Consider the following 15,932-nt stretch of genomic DNA (forward strand, 5'->3'; position numbering starts at 1 on the left):
CTGCGTCCCGCCTCCCCGGGCCTGAGGAGGCGGGATTTCGCGGCGCCGCTGCACATCCTTTCCCGTTGCAGGAGAGGAGGTCCGCCCGTTCAGCGGCGATAGACAAAGCCCAGTTTACGCCCCAGCCGAGAGGCATAGAATTCACCGATGATGCCGCGGCGGAAGATCAGCACGCAGATCATGAAGACAACGCCGGTGATGATCGTCACCGGAAATTCCGAGGTGGCGAGATAGTTCTGCAGCGTCACGACGAGGCCGGCACCGAAAACCGGGCCGATCAGCGTACCGATGCCGCCGAGCAGCGTCATCAGGATCACCTCGCCCGACATCTGCCAGGCGACATCCGTCAGCGTTGCAAACTGGAAGACCAGCGATTTGACCGATCCGGCAAGCCCGGAAAGGGCCGCAGACATCACGAAGGCGCCGAGCTTGTAGCGCGCCACGGAATAGCCCAGCGAGATCGCCCGCTGCTCATTCTCGCGGATCGATTTCAGGATCATGCCGAAGGGCGAATTGATGAAGCGCCAGATGATCAGAAGCCCGATCAGGAACACCGCCAGCACGAAATAATACATGTTGGTGGAGCTGTTGAGATCGATGAAGCCAAAGAGGTGGCCGCGCGGCACCGACTGGATGCCGTCCTCGCCTTCAGTGAATTTTGCCTGCAGGCAGAAGAAGAAGAACATCTGCGAGAGCGCCAGCGTGATCATGGCGAAATAGATGCCCTGCCGGCGGATCGCGAAGAAGCCCATGACGAGGCCGAGAAGGGCTGCCCCGGCAACGCCGACGAGAATGCCGAGTTCCGGCGGGAATCCCCAGGATTTGACCGTATAGGCGGTGAAATAAGCAGCCCCGCCGAAAAAGGTCGCATGGCCGAAGGAAAGCAGGCCGGTATAGCCGAGCAGCAGGTTGAAGGCGCAGGCAAAGAGAGCGAAGCAGAGCAGCTTCATCAGGAAAATCGGGTAGAAGAAGAAGGGCGCCAGCAACAGAAGCAACAGCCCTATGATCAGGAATCCTGTCTGCACCGAAAGTGCGGTGCGGCTCTTTTCCGTTCGGATGGTTTCGGTGATGTCAGCCATGTCACGCATCCCGGCCGAAGAGGCCCGCGGGCCTGATGAGAAGCACAATCGCCATGATGACGAAGATGACGATATTGGAAGCTTCCGGATAGAAGACCTTGGTAAGGCCTTCCGCGATGCCAAGCACATAGCCGGTGATGATGGCGCCCATGATCGAGCCCATGCCGCCGACGACGACCACGGCAAAGACAACGATGATCGTGTTCGACCCCATCAGCGGCGAAACCTGGTAGATGGGTGCGGCGAGCACACCGGCAAAAGCGGCAAGACCGGCGCCGAGTGCATAAGTGAAGGTCAAGAGAACCGGCACGTTGACGCCGAAGACCTGAACCAGCGTGGCATTTTCCGTCGCCGAGCGCAGGTACGCGCCGAGTTTGGTCTTTTCAATCAGCAGCCAGGTGCCAATGCAGACGACGAGCGAGACAACCACCACCCACCCACGATAAATCGGCAGGAACATGAAGCCGAGGTTCATGCCGCCGGCGAGCGCGGGAGGTGTCGCGTAAGGCTGGCCGGATGAGCCATAGAGATAGCGGAACGTGCCTTCGACGGCGAGAGCCAGACCGAAGGTGAAGAGCAGGCCATAGAGCGGATCGAGATCGTAGAGCCGGCGCAGGAAGAGCCGCTCGATGACAGCCCCGGCAAGCCCGACGATGACGGGCGCCAAGATCAGCGACGGCCAGTAGCCGATACCGAGATAATTCAGCAGCAGATAGGCGACGAAAGCGCCGAGCATGTACTGGGCGCCGTGCGCGAAGTTGATAACGCGCAGCAGGCCGAAAATGATCGCAAGGCCAAGACTGAGCAGCGCATAGAAAGACCCGTTGATCAGGCCGATCAGCAACTGGCCGAGCAGCGCCTGCAGGGGAATGCCGAAGATCATCGTCATCGCATCACACTCCCAGAACTTTATGCAGCGTATCCATGCGCTGCGGCAGTTCACCGACCGGGAATTCCGAGACCATCTGACCATGATCCATCAGATAGAAGCGATCGGCAATACGGCTGGCAAAGCGAAAGTTCTGCTCGACGAGCACGATGGTCATGCCGCGTTCCTTCAGCGTCTTCAAAACCTCACCGATACGCTGGACGATAACAGGCGCCAGCCCTTCGGTCGGCTCATCGAGCAACAGCAGGCGCACGCCTGTGCGCAGGATGCGGGCGATCGCCAGCATCTGCTGCTCACCGCCCGAAAGCTTGGTGCCGGAACTCGTGCGCCGCTCATAAAGGTTTGGAAAAAGCTCGTAGATTTCATCGAGCGTCATGCCGCCGGGCGCCACCACAGGCGGCAGCATCAGATTTTCCGAAACCGTCAGCGTCGCGAAGATGCCGCGCTCCTCCGGCACGAAACCGATACCCTTATGCGCGGTTTTATGCAGCGGCACCTGCATCATATCCGTGCCGGCAAAGCTAATCCTGCCCTTTCGAGAGCGCACGATACCGGTGATGGTGCGCAAAGTCGTCGTCTTGCCAACACCATTGCGGCCGAGAATGGTGATCATCTCGCCCTCGCCGACCGTCATGTCGATCCCGTGCAGGATATGGCTTTCGCCATACCAGGCGTTCAGCCCCTGAACCTCCAAAAGTGCGGCCATCAGTGGAGCTCCTCCGTGCCCATATAGGCCTGGCGCACGCGCTCGTCCTGGCTGACGGTCGCATAGTCGCCCTCAGCGAGGATTTCGCCACGCTGCAGCACGGTGACATGCTGGCAGATATTGGCGACGACGGAGAGATTGTGCTCGACCATCAGCACCGCCCGGTCGCGGGCGACATCGCGGATGATGGCGGAGACGACGCTGACATCCTCCTGACCCATGCCTGCCATCGGCTCGTCGAGCAGCAGCACTTTCGGATCGAGTGCCAGCGTGGTGGCGATTTCAAGCACGCGCTTGCGGCCATAGGAAAGATCGGCGGCGATATGATCCCGCTCCTTGGAAAGCCCGACACTGGCAAGCAATTGCTCGGCCCGGTCGATCAGGCTGTCGAGCGCCGAAAGCGGCCGCCAGAACTGCGTGGACAGATTGTTCGGCCGCTGCAGGGCGACCCTGACATTGTCGAGCACGGAAAGATGCGGGAAGACAGCTGATATCTGGAAGGAGCGGACGAGGCCCATGCGCGCCACTCTGTCGGGCGGCGTCCTGGTGATGTCGGTGCCCATCAGCGTGATGGTGCCTGATGTCGGCTGCAGGAACTTGGTGAGCAGGTTGAACACCGTTGTCTTGCCGGCACCGTTCGGCCCGATCAGTGCATGCACGCTTGCATCATGCACATCGAGATCGACATTCTTGACGGCCGTGAAGCCGCCGAAATCGCGGCGCAGGCCGCGGGCGGAAAGCACCACCCGCGGCTTGGCTTGAGTTTCAATCGCGGAAACCGCCATCGTGCTTACTTCACCAGATCGCAGCCGCTCTTGGCGGGATCGATATAGGCTTCCTTGCCGGGAATGGTGGCGAGTACGTTGAAGTAATCCCACGGCTCCTTGCTTTCGGAAGGCTTCTTCACCTGCAGCAGGTACATGTCGTGGATCATGCGGCCATTGGCGCCGACCGTGCCGCCGCGCCCGAAGACGTCATCAACCGGCATTTCATGCAGCAGCTTGGCGACAGCTTCCGTCTCGTCGGTGCCGGCCTTCTGCACGGCCTTCAGATATTGCGTCACCGCCGAATAGGTGCCGGTATGGATCATGTTCGGCATCTTGCCGGTACGGGCGAAGAACTTCCTTGCGAAGGCGCGGCTTTCGTCGTCGCGGTTCCAGTAATAGCCTTCCGTCAGCGTCAGGCCCTGCGCAGCCTCCAGGCCGAGACCATGGACTTCGGCAAGCGTGAAGAGCAGCGCCGCCAGATGCTGGCCGCCCTGCGTGATGCCGAATTCAGCGGCCTGCTTGATGGCGTTCGAGGTATCGAGGCCGGCATTGGCAAGGCCGATGACCTTGGCGCCGGATGATTGCGCCTGCAGCAGGAAGGACGAGAAGTCCTGCGTCGATAGCGGATGACGCACCGCACCAACGACCGTGCCGCCGCTCGCCTTGACGTAATCGCTGGTCTGCTGTTCCAGCGAATAGCCGAAGGCATAGTCTGCCGTCAGGAAGAACCAGCTGTCGCCGCCCTGCTTGACCAGTGCGCCGCCGGTGCCGACGGCGAGCGCGTGGGTGTCATAGGCCCAATGGAAGCCGTAGGGCGAGCAGGCCTTGCCGGTGAGATCCGTCGTCGCAGCACCCGTAACGATATCGATCTTCTTCTTTTCCTTGGCGATGGCCTGCACAGCAAGCGCCACGGAAGAGGTCGTCAGCTCCATGATGGCATCGACCTGTTCGGTGTCATACCACTGGCGGGCAATGTTGGAGGCGATATCAGGCTTGTTCTGGTGGTCGGCATCGACGATTTCGACCGGCATGTCGAGCACCTTGCCGCCGAAGTCCTCAACGGCCATCTTGGCAGCCTCGACAGAGGACTTGCCACCGAAGTCGGCATAAACGCCCGATTGGTCGTTCAGGATGCCGATCTTGACCTTACCATCGGAAATGGCAGCACTTTGAGCGAAGACGGCGGTGCTGCTTGCAAGTAAAAATGCAACGGACGCAATGAAATTCTTTCGCATAGTCTCTCCTCCCAGAGATTGGCCAGATCGCGAATCTGTTCAAATTTGGCGACCCGCTCTCCTCAAAGCAGCCGCTCCGCCCTTACGATCACGGAATTTCCTCCATGAGGCAACTGGCGGTTTACATCTAATTCCAAACAGTATCTGTTCGTTTTTGAACAGAACTCGTCATAATGGTGCTCTGGCAACAGTCACAGCGCTCTCTTTGCCGGGCAGTATTAGACCAAAGACGTAGACGGATGGGCGATGCCGATGAGCCATGCTTCGCAGTTTACTTGGGACGATCTGCAGTTTTTTCTAGCCGTTGCCCGCACCGGCCAGCTTTCGACTGCCGCTCGGCAGTTGCGCTCCAGCCATGCGACCGTGTCGCGGCGCATCGACCGGCTGGAATTCGCACTGAAGGTGAAGCTCTTCGAGCGCAATCCGCGCGGCTATGTGCTGACCGCCATGGGCACGCGCTTTGTCGAAACCGCCGAGAAGATGGAACAGGAAACGGAACGGCTACGGGCCGATCTCGCCGATGGCTCGCTAAGCCAGCGCGGCCTCGTGCGCCTCAGCGCTCCCGAAGGTTTCGCCAATTTCTTCTTTGCGACCGTCCTGCCGCAATTTGCCGCCCGCCATCCGCATCTGGCACTGGAACTCGTCACCATCCAGCAGATCATGTCGCTCTCCCGCAAGGAGGCGGATATTTCCGTCGTCCTCGATGAGCCCAAAGGCGGCCCCTACTTTGCCGAGAAGCTGACGGACTATCATCTGCAAGTCTACGCCTCGCGCGACTATCTCGCCCGCGCAGCACCCATCACCACGCGTGACGACCTGCTGAACCACCCCTTCATCAGCTATATCGAGGAAATGATCTTCGCACCCGGGCTCGATTATCTCGGCGACGTGCATCCACGCATCAAGCCGCAATTCCAGAGTTCCAGCATCTTCGCGCAGTTGACGGCCACCAGAAACGGCCTTGGCCTCGGCATCCTGCCCTATTTCTTCGCCTGCCGTTATCCCGAACTGGTGCGCGTGCTGCCCAACGAGATCGATCTCAAGCGACACTACTGGATTACCTGCCACAGAGATTTGAAGCAGGCGCCACGTGTGCGCGCCGTCATCGACTTCTTGAGGGAAACGGCACGCAGCGAAGACGCCTGTTTCATCCCGCCCTATATAGGCACAGGGCGAAAGGTGAAGGCAGAGATGTGACTATTTCAGGAATTCGGCGCGATGCGGGTTGAAGGTATCGATCAGGCGACCCTTTTCCAGCGCCTTGACGCCGTGAACCAGATTGGGCGGCACGATGAAGCTGCCGCCCTGCTTCAAGATTTCAGTGCGGCCGTCGATCGTCACTTCGAAGCTGCCTTCAGCGACATAGCTCGCCTGTATGTGAGGGTGGAAATGGGCAGCACCCACGGCGCCTGCCTCGAAAGCCACTTCCACCATCATCATCTCGGGCAGATAGGTCATGATCCGGCGGGTCACGCCCGGCTCAGGGTTTACCCATTCGGCGCCTTCGGCCGATACGAAGAGATCGCTCGATGACATGTCTGCCTCCTCCTTCTAGAATCTGTCGCGCGCAAACTGGCGCACCGGCCGCCATTTGAAAAGATGGGTTCTGTATCTTTGGCGCGATGAACGCCTTGTTGACGCCGCAAACGGGCGGGTCTATGCGACCTTAAATCAGGCATGCCTTTAGAATGGCCCTGAACAGTGGTGAGGAGACTGGACATGCAGCACACGCGCGAGGTTTTCGACTGGGCCGATCCCTTCCGGCTGGTGGAGCAACTGACCGACGAGGAGCGCATGGTGCAGGAAACCGCCCATGCCTATGCGCAGGAGAAGCTTGGGCCCCGTGTCCTCGAAGCCTTTCGCCATGAGAAAACCGATCCGGAAATATTCCGGGAGATGGGCGAACTCGGCCTTCTCGGCCCGACGATCGATCCGGAATATGGCGGCGCTGGCCTCGGCTACGTCGCTTACGGCCTGATCGCCCGCGAAGTGGAGCGGGTCGACAGCGGTTACCGTTCGATGATGAGCGTGCAGTCCTCGCTTGTCATGGTGCCGATCGACGCCTTCGGCTCGGAAGAGCAGAAGAAGAAGTACCTGCCGAAGCTTGCGACCGGCGAATGGATCGGCTGCTTTGGCCTGACCGAGCCCAATCACGGCTCTGATCCGGGCTCCATGGCGACGCGGGCAAAGAAGGTCGACGGCGGCTATAGCCTGACCGGCTCCAAGACCTGGATCTCGAACGCGCCGATTGCCGATGTCTTCGTCGTCTGGGCAAAGACCGAGGATGGCCTCATTCGCGGTTTCATCCTGGAAAAGGGCTGGAAGGGTCTCTCCGCCCCGAAGATCCAGGGCAAGGTTGGGCTTCGCGCCTCGATCACAGGCGAAGTCGTCATGGACAATGTCTTCGTGCCGGAAGAGAACCTGCTACCCGACGTCAGCGGCCTCAAAGGACCTTTCACCTGCCTCAACTCCGCTCGCTTCGGCATCGCCTGGGGCGCGCTGGGTGCGGCCGAAGCCTGTTATGCGACGGCCCGGCAATATACGCTTGACCGCCAGCAGTTCGGCCGGCCACTCGCCGCCAACCAGCTCATCCAGAAGAAGCTTGCCGATATGGCAACCGAAATCTCGCTCGGGCTTCAGGGATGTTTGCGTCTCGGCCGCATGAAGGAAGAGGGCCATCCGCCCGTCGAACTGACGTCGATCCTCAAGCGCAATTCCTGCGGCAAGGCATTGGAGATTGCACGTGCAGCCCGCGATATGCTGGGCGGCAACGGCATTTCCGATGAGTTCGGCGTCGCTCGCCACCTCGTCAATCTCGAAGTGGTCAACACCTACGAGGGAACGCATGACATTCATGCGCTTATTCTCGGCCGAGCGATCACAGGCATTGCCGCCTTCTCCAACTAATTCAGTCGCGCGAGCGCGAATTGCAACCTGGATAACAATGTGCAAACCTCCCCTTGCCGCGGCAGAGAGGCCGGCGGTGCAAGGGGGATTTGCATATGTTTCTGCTGCTCGCACTTCTGATCGGCGTCGTTGCCGGTCTTCGCGCCATGACCGCACCTGCCGCCATCGCCTGGGGCGCAGCCCTCGGCTGGTTCGATATCTCTCAGACGCCGCTTGCCTTCATGGGCTATCAGTGGACGCCGTGGATCTTCACGGCGCTTGCCGTCATTGAGCTCATCACCGACCAGTTGCCTTCCACCCCCTCGCGCAAGGTGCCGATCCAGTTCGCCACCCGCATCATTGTCGGCGCGCTGTGCGGTGCCGTCATCGGCGCCGCAAGCAGCCTGCTCTCCGGCGGCCTGATCGCCGGCGTCATCGGCGCGGTCATCGGCACGCTCGGCGGTGCAGCCGCCCGCGGCAAGCTCGCAGCCTCCTTCGGCCAGGATCGCCCGGCGGCCTTGATCGAGGATGCCGTTGCCGTCATCGGCGCCTTTATCATCGCGTGGGCAGTCTGATGAAGAGCTTCGACGCAATCTTCATTGGCGCCGGCCAGGCCGGCCCATTCCTCGCCGCCCGCATGGCGGAAACGGGCATGAAGGTGGCGCTGATCGAACGCAAGTTCCTCGGCGGCACCTGCGTCAATGCAGGCTGCATGCCGACGAAGACACTTGTAGCGAGCGCCCGCGCCGCCCATGTGGCGCGGCGTGGCGCCGATTATGGTGTGCGGATTCCGGGCGAAATCGCAATCGACATGAAGACCGTGCGCGATCGCGCAGAAACGATCATCATGGATGCCCGCAACGGTTTGAGCGGCTGGTTCGATGGCATGAAAACCATGACAGTCATCTACGGCCATGCCCGCTTCACAGGCCCGAAAGCAGTCGTCGTCAACGGCGAAACGCTGACGGCACCGAAGATCTTCCTCAATGTCGGCGCCCGCCCTGTCATCCCCGATATGCCGGGCCTTGCCGATATCGATTATCTGACCAGCACCGGCATCATCCATCTCGACAGCCTGCCGAAGCATCTCGCCATTATCGGCGGCAGCTATATCGGCCTGGAGTTTGCACAGATGTATCGGCGTTTCGGTACGGAGGTGACGGTGATCGAGCGCGGCCCGAAACTCGCCTCCCGCGAGGACGAGGATATTTCCGATGCGATCGCCGATATACTGAGATCCGAGGGCATAAAGATCCATACCGACGTCAAGGACATCCGCTTCGCGAAGGGCGCCGATGGTGCAATTGTCACGGTCGACTCCGAAACGATCGAGGCAAGCCACGTGCTTGTCGCCACCGGCCGGACGCCGAATACCGACGATCTCGGCCTCGATGCCGCGGGTGTGGCCACCGATAAGCACGGCTTCATCACCGTCGACGACCGGCTGGCCACCAATGTCGAGGGCATCTGGGCGCTCGGGGACTGCAACGGCCACGGCGCCTTCACCCATACGTCCTACAATGACTTCGAGATCGCCGCCGCCAATCTGCTCGACGGTGGCGATCGCAAGGTTTCAAGCCGCATTCTGGCCTATGCCCTCTACATTGATCCGCCGCTCGGCCGCGTCGGCATGACGGAAAAGCAGGCACGCGCCTCAGGCCGCAAGATCATGGTCTCGACCCGCCCGATGAGCCGGGTCGGCCGCGCTAATGAGCGCGGCGAAACCAAGGGCTTCATGAAGGTCGTAGCAGATACGGAGACCAAGGAAATCCTGGGCGCAGCCATTCTCGGCATCGAGGGCGACGAGGCGATCCACGGCTTCATCGATGCCATGAATGCCGGAACGACCTATCCGGCGCTACGATGGTCCGTGCCGATACACCCGACCGTTTCGGAATTGATCCCGACGCTGCTGGATGATTTGAAGGCGATCTGATCCCGAAGATCGCAACCAGCCGGAGACCGGTCATTGAATATCGAACTGCTGATCGAAAATTACGGCCTCCCGGCGATCTTTCTCGGCACCGCCTTTGAGGGTGAAACTGCCGCCTTTCTCGGCGGCGTCATCGCGCATCGCGACCTTCTGACCTATTGGGCCGCCTCAATGGCCGCCTCGGCGGGATCATTCGCCGGAGATCAGATGTGGTTCTTTGCCGGCCGCTATGCCGCCCAATGGAGTTTCGTTCGCCGCGTGATGGAGACGCCGGCGCTCGCACGGGTCACGCAACTTCTCGAAAAATATCCGACCGGCTTCATTTTTGCGTTCCGCTTTCTGGTGGGATTGCGGACGATCAGCCCGATCGTCATCGGCACGACGCATATATCGACGCAGAGGTTCCTCGTGCTCAACCTTCTGGCGGCGCTCATCTGGGGCCAACTTTTCACGGCACTCGGCTATGCCTTTGGGCACGGGATTCACCAGATATTCGGTCACCTGCCGCTGCATCATCATCTGCTGATCGCACTCGGCGCCGCGGCCCTCATCGCGGGCGCGGCGCTGGTACTTCGCAAGACGAAATTTGGCATCAAGTACCCGTAAAGGGCCTTAGTCCATGACGATCTGAAGCTTGACATCATCAGGACGTGCCTCGACCGCGCGGTCAAAGGCCTTGATCGAATCCTCGAAGGCGAAGGTCTCTGATATCAGCGGCTTAAGGTCGACACGACCCGATCCGAGAAGGGCGATCGAGCGCTCATACTGATGGGCGTAGCGGAACACCGTCTCGATGCGGATTTCCTTGGTGGAGGCCGTCGAGACGTCGAAACCAACAGGGTTGACCGGCAGGCCGACGGCGACGATGACGCCGCCCGGACGCGGTAGGGCCATGATCGTCTCCCAGGCTTTCGGCGAGCCCGAGCATTCGAAGACCACGTCCGCACCCCAGCCATCGGTCAGTCGGCTGACTTCCTCGGCGAGGTTTTTTTCGCGAATATTGACCGGGATAACGCCCTGGTACTGCGCAGCAATATCGAGCTTCGGCTGGGCGAGGTCGGCAACGATCGCGCGGGCGCAGCCGCCGGCAAGGGCGGCAATCGCAACCATGGTGCCGATCGGGCCGGCGCCGAGGACGACCGCAGTGTCGCCGGGTGCAATCTTCGCCTTGGTGGCTGCCTGCATGCCGACAGCGAAAGGCTCGACCATCGCGCCTTCGGCGAAGCTGACATTGTCGGGCAGCTTGAACGTATAATTGGCCGGATGCACGACCTCAGGCGTCAGCACGCCATGGATCGGCGGCGTCGCCCAGAAGGTGACGGCCGGATCGACATTGTACATGCCGAGCCGGCTTGCCTTGGAATTGGGATCGGGAATGCCGGGTTCCATGCAGACGCGATCGCCGACCTTCAGATGCGTCACACCGGCGCCGACCTCGACCACAGTGCCTGCTGCCTCATGGCCGAGCACCATCGGCTCGTTGACGATGAAGGGGCCGATCTTGCCATGCGTGTAATAATGCACGTCGGAGCCGCAGACACCCACGGTATGGATCTTGATCTTCACCTGCCCAGGGCCTGTCTCCAGAGGCAGATCGATATCGCGAAGCGCAAGCTCATGCTGGCGCTCCAGTACCAGCGCACGGACTTTGGTCATGATCGGTTTCCTTCCCTATGGCTCCCGCGATTCATGGGGCGCCGTTGCGGCGACTATAGAACCGCAAGGCCCAGCAATTCAATCATCTCCATCAGGCTTTTGCTCATTATGTGACGAAATGCTCACATGCTTATCACCCGAAAGATAAGCTCACACTAGACATCCGTATGATTCCTGAAAGGCCCGGCGAGGACTACATTTACCACTAAGGACCACGACAAAGTGGGAAGGAGTAAAGCGATGAAGCACGACAACGATAATGTCGGCAGAAACCTGTCTTCCAACTCGCAGATCACGCGACAGCTTCGCGAATTCTGGCACAACCTAGTGGACGAGACTGTTGCTGCACTCCGGCAAGGCCGCCAGCCGCAGCCACTGCTCCAGCCGGTGCGGGTTATTGTACGGACGCGGGATCGAAATCGCCCTCCACAGCGTTATTAAGCATGCGCCGGCATGGCGTGGCGGGGGCATGACGCTCCCGACACCATGCGGATCGGCAATGTAAGGAAGACCGTCATGAAATCGATTGTGTCATTCTGCCTGTTCGCATCTCTTCTCTTTGCCGCAAACGAGGCGTCTGCGGCGATCGAGGAAGCATCGCTTCCGCCGCCCCAGCAGGAAGAAAAGCTGGTGCCGGCCAATCTCGAGTTGACCTTCACCGGCCCTGTTGATCTCGCTCGCTCGACCGCCACCCTCCTCGATGCCCAGGGCTTGGCATTGCCGACCGGCAAGCCGTTCCTTTCGGGACCGGAGGGCTCCGTCTTCAAGGTCCCGCTCGATCCGTCCATGGCGCCTGGTGTCTATACGCTCAACTGGCGTGTACTTTCGATGGATGGCCATAGTGCAGAGGGCCACTACCAGTTCCGGGTCGATCCCTGAACCTTCCGATATCAAGCTGTTCGATATTGCGCCGTGCCGTCCGGGCACGGCGTTTTTTGTCTATCGGGCCGCCTAAGCGCGTTTTGACGGCATAAAGGCATTTATAAGATTTTTATATTGATGCCTCCGGCTCAATCTCGAACCTTTATGCGCTTCGGCCGCATATTAATGTCCGAGAGATCGCAAAGATCATCTCCACGCCAGAAAGCATAAAAGGTGTCGCTTCCACTGAGCCGGCGCCCTTTGTCTTGTCTGACTCCAAGAATAACAAACCGGAGTCAAGATCGATGATGGATATAATTCTACTCGGCACTGCAGTCGCATTCTTCGGACTTTGCTTTGCCTATACCCGCGCCTGTGACAGGCTTTGACAGGAGAAAACCGATGACCCTCGATTATGTCTTGAGCGGTGCCGTGACCGTGTTTCTCACAGTCTACCTCACCTACGCTCTCATCCGCCCAGAACGTTTCTGAAAGAACCGGCGCTTCTCATTCAGAAGCAGCCGGGTACTGAAAGTTTCCTCCCATGACCCTCAACGGATGGCTTCAGATTCTGCTTTATTGCGGGATCGTCCTTGTGCTCGTCAAACCGCTCGGCGGCTACATGACGCGTGTCTTCAGCGGCGAGCGCACATTCCTTTCACCGGTCCTCGTTCCGATCGAACGAGGACTTTACGCTGTTGCCGGCACCAGCGAGCGCGAAGACCAGCACTGGACCTCCTATGCCTTCGCCATGCTGATGTTCAACCTGATGGGCGTCATCGTGCTTTATGCGCTGATGCGCCTGCAAGGCGCGTTGCCCTATAACCCGGCCGGCATGACCGCCGTCGGTCCGGAACTCTCCTTCAACACCGCCGTCAGCTTCGTCTCCAATACCAATTGGCAGAATTACGGTGGCGAAAGCACCATGTCCTACCTGACACAGATGATGGGCTTTACCGTCCAGAACTTCGTGTCGGCTGCGACAGGCATGGCGATTGCCGTTGCGTTCATCCGCGCCTTCTCGCGCGCATCGGGCAAGGCGATCGGCAATTTCTGGGTCGATATGATCCGCGCCACGCTCTACATTCTGCTGCCGCTCTGCATCGTGCTGACGCTCGCCTATGTCTGGCTCGGCGTGCCGCAGACACTCGGCCCCTATGTCGATGCCACGACGCTCGAAGGCGCCAAGCAGACGATCGCCGTCGGCCCCGTCGCCTCGCAGCTTGCGATCAAGATGCTCGGCACCAATGGCGGCGGTTTCTTCAATGCCAACTCCGCCCATCCCTTCGAGAACCCCGACAATATCTCGAACATGATCCAGATGGTGTCGATCTTTGCGATCGGTGCAGCCTTTACCAACGTCTTCGGCCGCATGGTCGGCAACCAGCGTCAGGGCTGGGCGATCCTCGCCTCCATGGGCCTGCTCTTCATCGTCGGCGTCGGCGTCACCTACTGGGCGGAAGCTGCCGGCAATCCGCTGATGCACGCCTTCGGTCTCGGTGGTGGCAATATGGAAGGTAAGGAAGTCCGCTTCGGCGTTGCCATGTCTTCGCTGTTTGCGGTCATCACAACAGCCGCCTCCTGCGGCGCGGTCAACGCCATGCATGGCAGCTTCACGGCGCTCGGCGGCCTCGTTCCGCTGATCAACATGCAGCTCGGCGAAGTCATCGTCGGCGGCGTCGGCGCTGGCTTCTACGGCATCCTGATGTTCATCATCGTCGCCGTCTTCGTGGCGGGCCTCATGGTCGGCCGCACGCCGGAATATCTCGGCAAGAAGATCGAGGCGAAGGAAATGAAGATGGCCGTTCTCGCCATTCTTTGCCTGCCGCTTGCGATGCTGGTCTTCACCGCGATCGCCACCGTGCTTCCAAGCGCCGTTGCCTCGATCGGGACCGCCGGTCCGCATGGCTTCTCCGAAATCCTCTATGCCTATACGTCGGCTGCGGCCAACAACGGCTCGGCTTTCGGCGGCCTGACGGGCAACACGCCCTGGTACAACGTCACGCTCGGCATCGGCATGCTGATGGGCCGCTTCCTCGTCATCATTCCGGCTCTTGCGATTGCCGGCTCCCTGGTCACGAAGAAGACGGTTCCCGCCTCGGCAGGCACATTCCCGACGGATGGACCGCTCTTCGTCGGCCTGCTGATCGGCACGATCCTCATCGTCGGCGGTCTCACCTTCTTCCCGGCGCTGGCCCTCGGCCCCGTCGTCGAGCACCTAGTCACGATTGCCGGTCAGACCTTCTGAGGTGGGTGTCATGATCATCCGTCACAGGCTCCGAAAAGCCTTCCATCCACGTCCCGGTCTGCCGGGGCGTGGAGCCCAGCGGACGCCGCGCGCCTCCGACATCATCCTGGTGATGATGGCAGGCCTGCTCGTCGTCGTCTGTGCCATCAGAATTTTACAGGGCTGACCGGCCGTCCGGTTCGCCATCCTCGTTTCAAAGCTGGAGTCTCTTATGAGCCAGGCAAAATCCGCGAGCATCCTGGATTCTCGCATCCTCATTCCGGCCGTGGGTGCTGCTTTCACCAAGCTCAACCCCCGCACCCTCGCCAAGAACCCGGTCATGTTCGTCGTGGCCACGGTCTCGGCATTGACCACAGTCCTGTTCCTGCGCGACCTCGTCTCAGGCAACGGCAATCTCGCCTTCTCCTTCCAGATCAACCTCTGGCTCTGGTTCACCGTGCTCTTTGCCAACTTCGCCGAAGCTGTCGCCGAAGGCCGCGGCAAGGCGCAGGCAGAGTCGCTGCGCAAGGCCCGCACCGAAACCCAGGCCAAGCTGCTGACCGCCAGTAACGGCAGCGGCTACCGTATGGTGCCCGGCACGAGCCTGAAGGTCGGCGACCTCGTTCTCGTTGAAGCCGGCGATATCATTCCCTCGGACGGCGAAGTCATCGAAGGTGTCGCCTCGGTCAACGAAGCGGCCATCACCGGCGAATCCGCTCCTGTTATCCGTGAATCCGGCGGCGACCGCTCGGCCGTGACAGGCGGCACGCAGGTTCTTTCCGACTGGATCCGCGTCCGCATCACGGCGGCGGCCGGCTCGACCTTCCTCGATCGCATGATCGCGCTCGTCGAAGGCGCCGAACGCCAGAAGACACCGAATGAAATCGCGCTCAACATCCTGCTCGCAGGTATGACGCTGATCTTCGTGCTCGCCACGGCGACGATCCCGAGCTTTGCAGCTTATGCCGGTGGCTCGATCCCGATCATCGTGCTCGTCGCGCTCTTCGTCACGCTGATCCCGACCACGATCGGCGCCCTGCTGTCGGCCATCGGTATCGCCGGCATGGACCGCCTCGTCCGTTTCAACGTGCTCGCCATGTCCGGCCGCGCCGTCGAAGCTGCCGGTGACGTGGATACGCTGCTGCTCGACAAGACTGGCACGATCACGCTCGGCAACCGCCAGGCCACCAGCTTCCGCCCGGTCCGCGGCATCTCCGAACAGGATCTCGCCGATGCGGCGCAGCTTGCCTCGCTTGCCGACGAGACGCCTGAGGGTCGTTCGATCGTCGTGCTCGCCAAGGAGAAATACGCCATCCGCGGCCGCGACATGGCAGGCCTGAAAGCCGCCTTCGTGCCCTTCACCGCCCAGACCCGCATGAGCGGTGTCGACCTCGAAGGCTCTGCGATCCGCAAGGGTGCGGTCGATGCGGTTCTCAGCTACGTCAATGGCGATGCATCCTCGAAGAACGGCGCCGAAATCGTCCGTGAACTGCAGTCGATATCAGACGAGATCGCCAAGGCCGGCGGAACGCCGCTTGCCGTTGCCCGCGACGGCAAGCTGCTCGGCGTCATCCAGCTCAAGGACATCGTCAAGGGCGGCATCCGCGAGCGCTTCAACGAGCTGCGCCGCATGGGTATCCGTACCGTCATGATCACCGGCGACAATCCGATGACGGCAGGCGCCATCGCCGCC

At 60.6% G+C, this 15,932-nt stretch carries 17 protein-coding genes; 10 read left to right on the forward strand and 7 right to left on the reverse strand.

What is annotated here, in order from left to right:
- Positions 1 to 89: 89 nt before the first annotated feature.
- Genes PMI11_RS32055 through PMI11_RS32075 form a run of 5 tightly spaced genes read right to left on the reverse strand, consistent with a single transcriptional unit; the run spans position 90 to position 4,676 of the window.
- Positions 90 to 1,079 (reverse strand): branched-chain amino acid ABC transporter permease, encoded by a 990-nt coding sequence (locus PMI11_RS32055; protein WP_007825818.1) that lies wholly within the window; start codon positions 1,077 to 1,079, stop codon positions 90 to 92.
- 1 nt (position 1,080) lies between these two features.
- Complete coding sequence (locus PMI11_RS32060) at positions 1,081 to 1,968, reverse strand: branched-chain amino acid ABC transporter permease (protein WP_007825828.1); 888 nt, start codon at positions 1,966 to 1,968, stop codon at positions 1,081 to 1,083.
- A gap of 4 nt (positions 1,969 to 1,972) precedes the next feature.
- Positions 1,973 to 2,674, reverse strand: coding sequence for an ABC transporter ATP-binding protein (locus PMI11_RS32065; RefSeq protein WP_007825829.1), 702 nt, complete (start codon positions 2,672 to 2,674; stop codon positions 1,973 to 1,975).
- Complete coding sequence (locus PMI11_RS32070; protein WP_007825831.1) at positions 2,674 to 3,459, reverse strand: ABC transporter ATP-binding protein; 786 nt, start codon at positions 3,457 to 3,459, stop codon at positions 2,674 to 2,676. Before PMI11_RS32070 ends, PMI11_RS32065 begins: the two co-directional genes overlap by 1 nt.
- Before the next feature lie 5 nt (positions 3,460 to 3,464).
- On the reverse strand, positions 3,465 to 4,676 hold the full coding sequence (locus PMI11_RS32075) for an ABC transporter substrate-binding protein (protein ID WP_007825833.1): 1,212 nt from the start codon (positions 4,674 to 4,676) through the stop codon (positions 3,465 to 3,467).
- 252 nt (positions 4,677 to 4,928) lie between these two features.
- Between PMI11_RS32075 and PMI11_RS32080 the strand changes: the two genes are divergently transcribed.
- A complete protein-coding gene (locus tag PMI11_RS32080) occupies positions 4,929 to 5,873 on the forward strand; it encodes a LysR family transcriptional regulator (protein WP_037072584.1) in 945 nt (314 codons plus the stop codon).
- On the opposite strand, the gene PMI11_RS32085 is transcribed toward PMI11_RS32080, so the two are convergent.
- Positions 5,874 to 6,212, reverse strand: coding sequence for a cupin domain-containing protein (locus PMI11_RS32085; protein ID WP_007825836.1), 339 nt, complete (start codon positions 6,210 to 6,212; stop codon positions 5,874 to 5,876). It abuts the gene before it with no gap.
- Between the two features lie 183 nt (positions 6,213 to 6,395).
- On the opposite strand from PMI11_RS32085, the gene PMI11_RS32090 reads away from it, so the two are divergent.
- The 4 genes from PMI11_RS32090 to PMI11_RS32105 all read left to right on the forward strand — a co-directional run bounded on the left by PMI11_RS32090 (position 6,396) and on the right by PMI11_RS32105 (position 10,101).
- Positions 6,396 to 7,583 (forward strand): acyl-CoA dehydrogenase, encoded by a 1,188-nt coding sequence (locus PMI11_RS32090; RefSeq protein ID WP_007825838.1) that lies wholly within the window; start codon positions 6,396 to 6,398, stop codon positions 7,581 to 7,583.
- A 95-nt stretch (positions 7,584 to 7,678) separates the two neighbouring features.
- Positions 7,679 to 8,137 carry a DUF4126 family protein gene (locus PMI11_RS32095; protein ID WP_007825840.1) on the forward strand — a complete coding sequence of 153 codons (459 nt, stop codon included), beginning with the start codon at positions 7,679 to 7,681 and terminating at the stop codon, positions 8,135 to 8,137.
- Complete coding sequence (locus PMI11_RS32100) at positions 8,137 to 9,498, forward strand: FAD-containing oxidoreductase (RefSeq protein ID WP_007825846.1); 1,362 nt, start codon at positions 8,137 to 8,139, stop codon at positions 9,496 to 9,498. Before PMI11_RS32095 ends, PMI11_RS32100 begins: the two co-directional genes overlap by 1 nt.
- A 33-nt stretch (positions 9,499 to 9,531) precedes the next feature.
- Positions 9,532 to 10,101 (forward strand): DedA family protein, encoded by a 570-nt coding sequence (locus PMI11_RS32105; protein WP_007825848.1) that lies wholly within the window; start codon positions 9,532 to 9,534, stop codon positions 10,099 to 10,101.
- 6 nt (positions 10,102 to 10,107) lie between these two features.
- Here PMI11_RS32105 and PMI11_RS32110 read toward each other — a convergent pair whose 3' ends face one another.
- A complete protein-coding gene (locus PMI11_RS32110; RefSeq protein WP_007825850.1) occupies positions 10,108 to 11,151 on the reverse strand; it encodes an NAD(P)-dependent alcohol dehydrogenase in 1,044 nt (347 codons plus the stop codon).
- A gap of 516 nt (positions 11,152 to 11,667) precedes the next feature.
- Here PMI11_RS32110 and PMI11_RS32115 point away from each other — a divergent pair.
- The 5 genes from PMI11_RS32115 to kdpB form a co-directional block, all read left to right on the forward strand.
- Positions 11,668 to 12,030: a copper resistance CopC family protein gene (locus PMI11_RS32115; protein WP_007825854.1), complete on the forward strand. Its 363-nt coding sequence runs from the start codon at positions 11,668 to 11,670 to the stop codon at positions 12,028 to 12,030.
- A gap of 384 nt (positions 12,031 to 12,414) precedes the next feature.
- Complete coding sequence (locus PMI11_RS32120) at positions 12,415 to 12,504, forward strand: K(+)-transporting ATPase subunit F (RefSeq protein ID WP_007825856.1); 90 nt, start codon at positions 12,415 to 12,417, stop codon at positions 12,502 to 12,504.
- A gap of 52 nt (positions 12,505 to 12,556) precedes the next feature.
- Complete coding sequence (gene kdpA / locus PMI11_RS32125) at positions 12,557 to 14,260, forward strand: potassium-transporting ATPase subunit KdpA (RefSeq protein ID WP_007825858.1); 1,704 nt, start codon at positions 12,557 to 12,559, stop codon at positions 14,258 to 14,260.
- A gap of 10 nt (positions 14,261 to 14,270) precedes the next feature.
- Positions 14,271 to 14,426, forward strand: coding sequence for a hypothetical protein (locus PMI11_RS37835; protein ID WP_007825862.1), 156 nt, complete (start codon positions 14,271 to 14,273; stop codon positions 14,424 to 14,426).
- Positions 14,427 to 14,471: 45 nt separating this feature from the next.
- The coding region (kdpB, locus tag PMI11_RS32130) for a potassium-transporting ATPase subunit KdpB (RefSeq protein ID WP_007825864.1) at positions 14,472 to 15,932 on the forward strand (1,461 nt) is incomplete at its 3' end.

The sequence above is a fragment of the Rhizobium sp. CF142 genome, from assembly GCF_000281145.1.
GTDB lineage: Bacteria > Pseudomonadota > Alphaproteobacteria > Rhizobiales > Rhizobiaceae > Rhizobium.

Excerpts from the sequence above, each read along its gene's own strand:
- PMI11_RS32055 (WP_007825818.1), bottom strand. The coding sequence starts at position 1,079 with ATGGCTGACATCACCGAAACCATCCGAACGGAAAAGAGCCGCACCGCA.
- PMI11_RS32060 (WP_007825828.1), bottom strand. The coding sequence starts at position 1,968 with ATGACGATGATCTTCGGCATTCCCCTGCAGGCGCTGCTCGGCCAGTTG.
- PMI11_RS32065 (WP_007825829.1), bottom strand. The coding sequence starts at position 2,674 with ATGGCCGCACTTTTGGAGGTTCAGGGGCTGAACGCCTGGTATGGCGAA.
- PMI11_RS32070 (WP_007825831.1), bottom strand. The coding sequence starts at position 3,459 with ATGGCGGTTTCCGCGATTGAAACTCAAGCCAAGCCGCGGGTGGTGCTT.
- PMI11_RS32075 (WP_007825833.1), bottom strand. The coding sequence starts at position 4,676 with ATGCGAAAGAATTTCATTGCGTCCGTTGCATTTTTACTTGCAAGCAGC.
- PMI11_RS32080 (WP_037072584.1), top strand. The coding sequence starts at position 4,929 with ATGAGCCATGCTTCGCAGTTTACTTGGGACGATCTGCAGTTTTTTCTA.
- PMI11_RS32085 (WP_007825836.1), bottom strand. The coding sequence starts at position 6,212 with ATGTCATCGAGCGATCTCTTCGTATCGGCCGAAGGCGCCGAATGGGTA.
- PMI11_RS32090 (WP_007825838.1), top strand. The coding sequence starts at position 6,396 with ATGCAGCACACGCGCGAGGTTTTCGACTGGGCCGATCCCTTCCGGCTG.
- PMI11_RS32095 (WP_007825840.1), top strand. The coding sequence starts at position 7,679 with ATGTTTCTGCTGCTCGCACTTCTGATCGGCGTCGTTGCCGGTCTTCGC.
- PMI11_RS32100 (WP_007825846.1), top strand. The coding sequence starts at position 8,137 with ATGAAGAGCTTCGACGCAATCTTCATTGGCGCCGGCCAGGCCGGCCCA.
- PMI11_RS32110 (WP_007825850.1), bottom strand. The coding sequence starts at position 11,151 with ATGACCAAAGTCCGTGCGCTGGTACTGGAGCGCCAGCATGAGCTTGCG.
- PMI11_RS32115 (WP_007825854.1), top strand. The coding sequence starts at position 11,668 with ATGAAATCGATTGTGTCATTCTGCCTGTTCGCATCTCTTCTCTTTGCC.
- PMI11_RS32120 (WP_007825856.1), top strand. The coding sequence starts at position 12,415 with ATGACCCTCGATTATGTCTTGAGCGGTGCCGTGACCGTGTTTCTCACA.
- kdpA (WP_007825858.1), top strand. The coding sequence starts at position 12,557 with ATGACCCTCAACGGATGGCTTCAGATTCTGCTTTATTGCGGGATCGTC.
- PMI11_RS37835 (WP_007825862.1), top strand. The coding sequence starts at position 14,271 with ATGATCATCCGTCACAGGCTCCGAAAAGCCTTCCATCCACGTCCCGGT.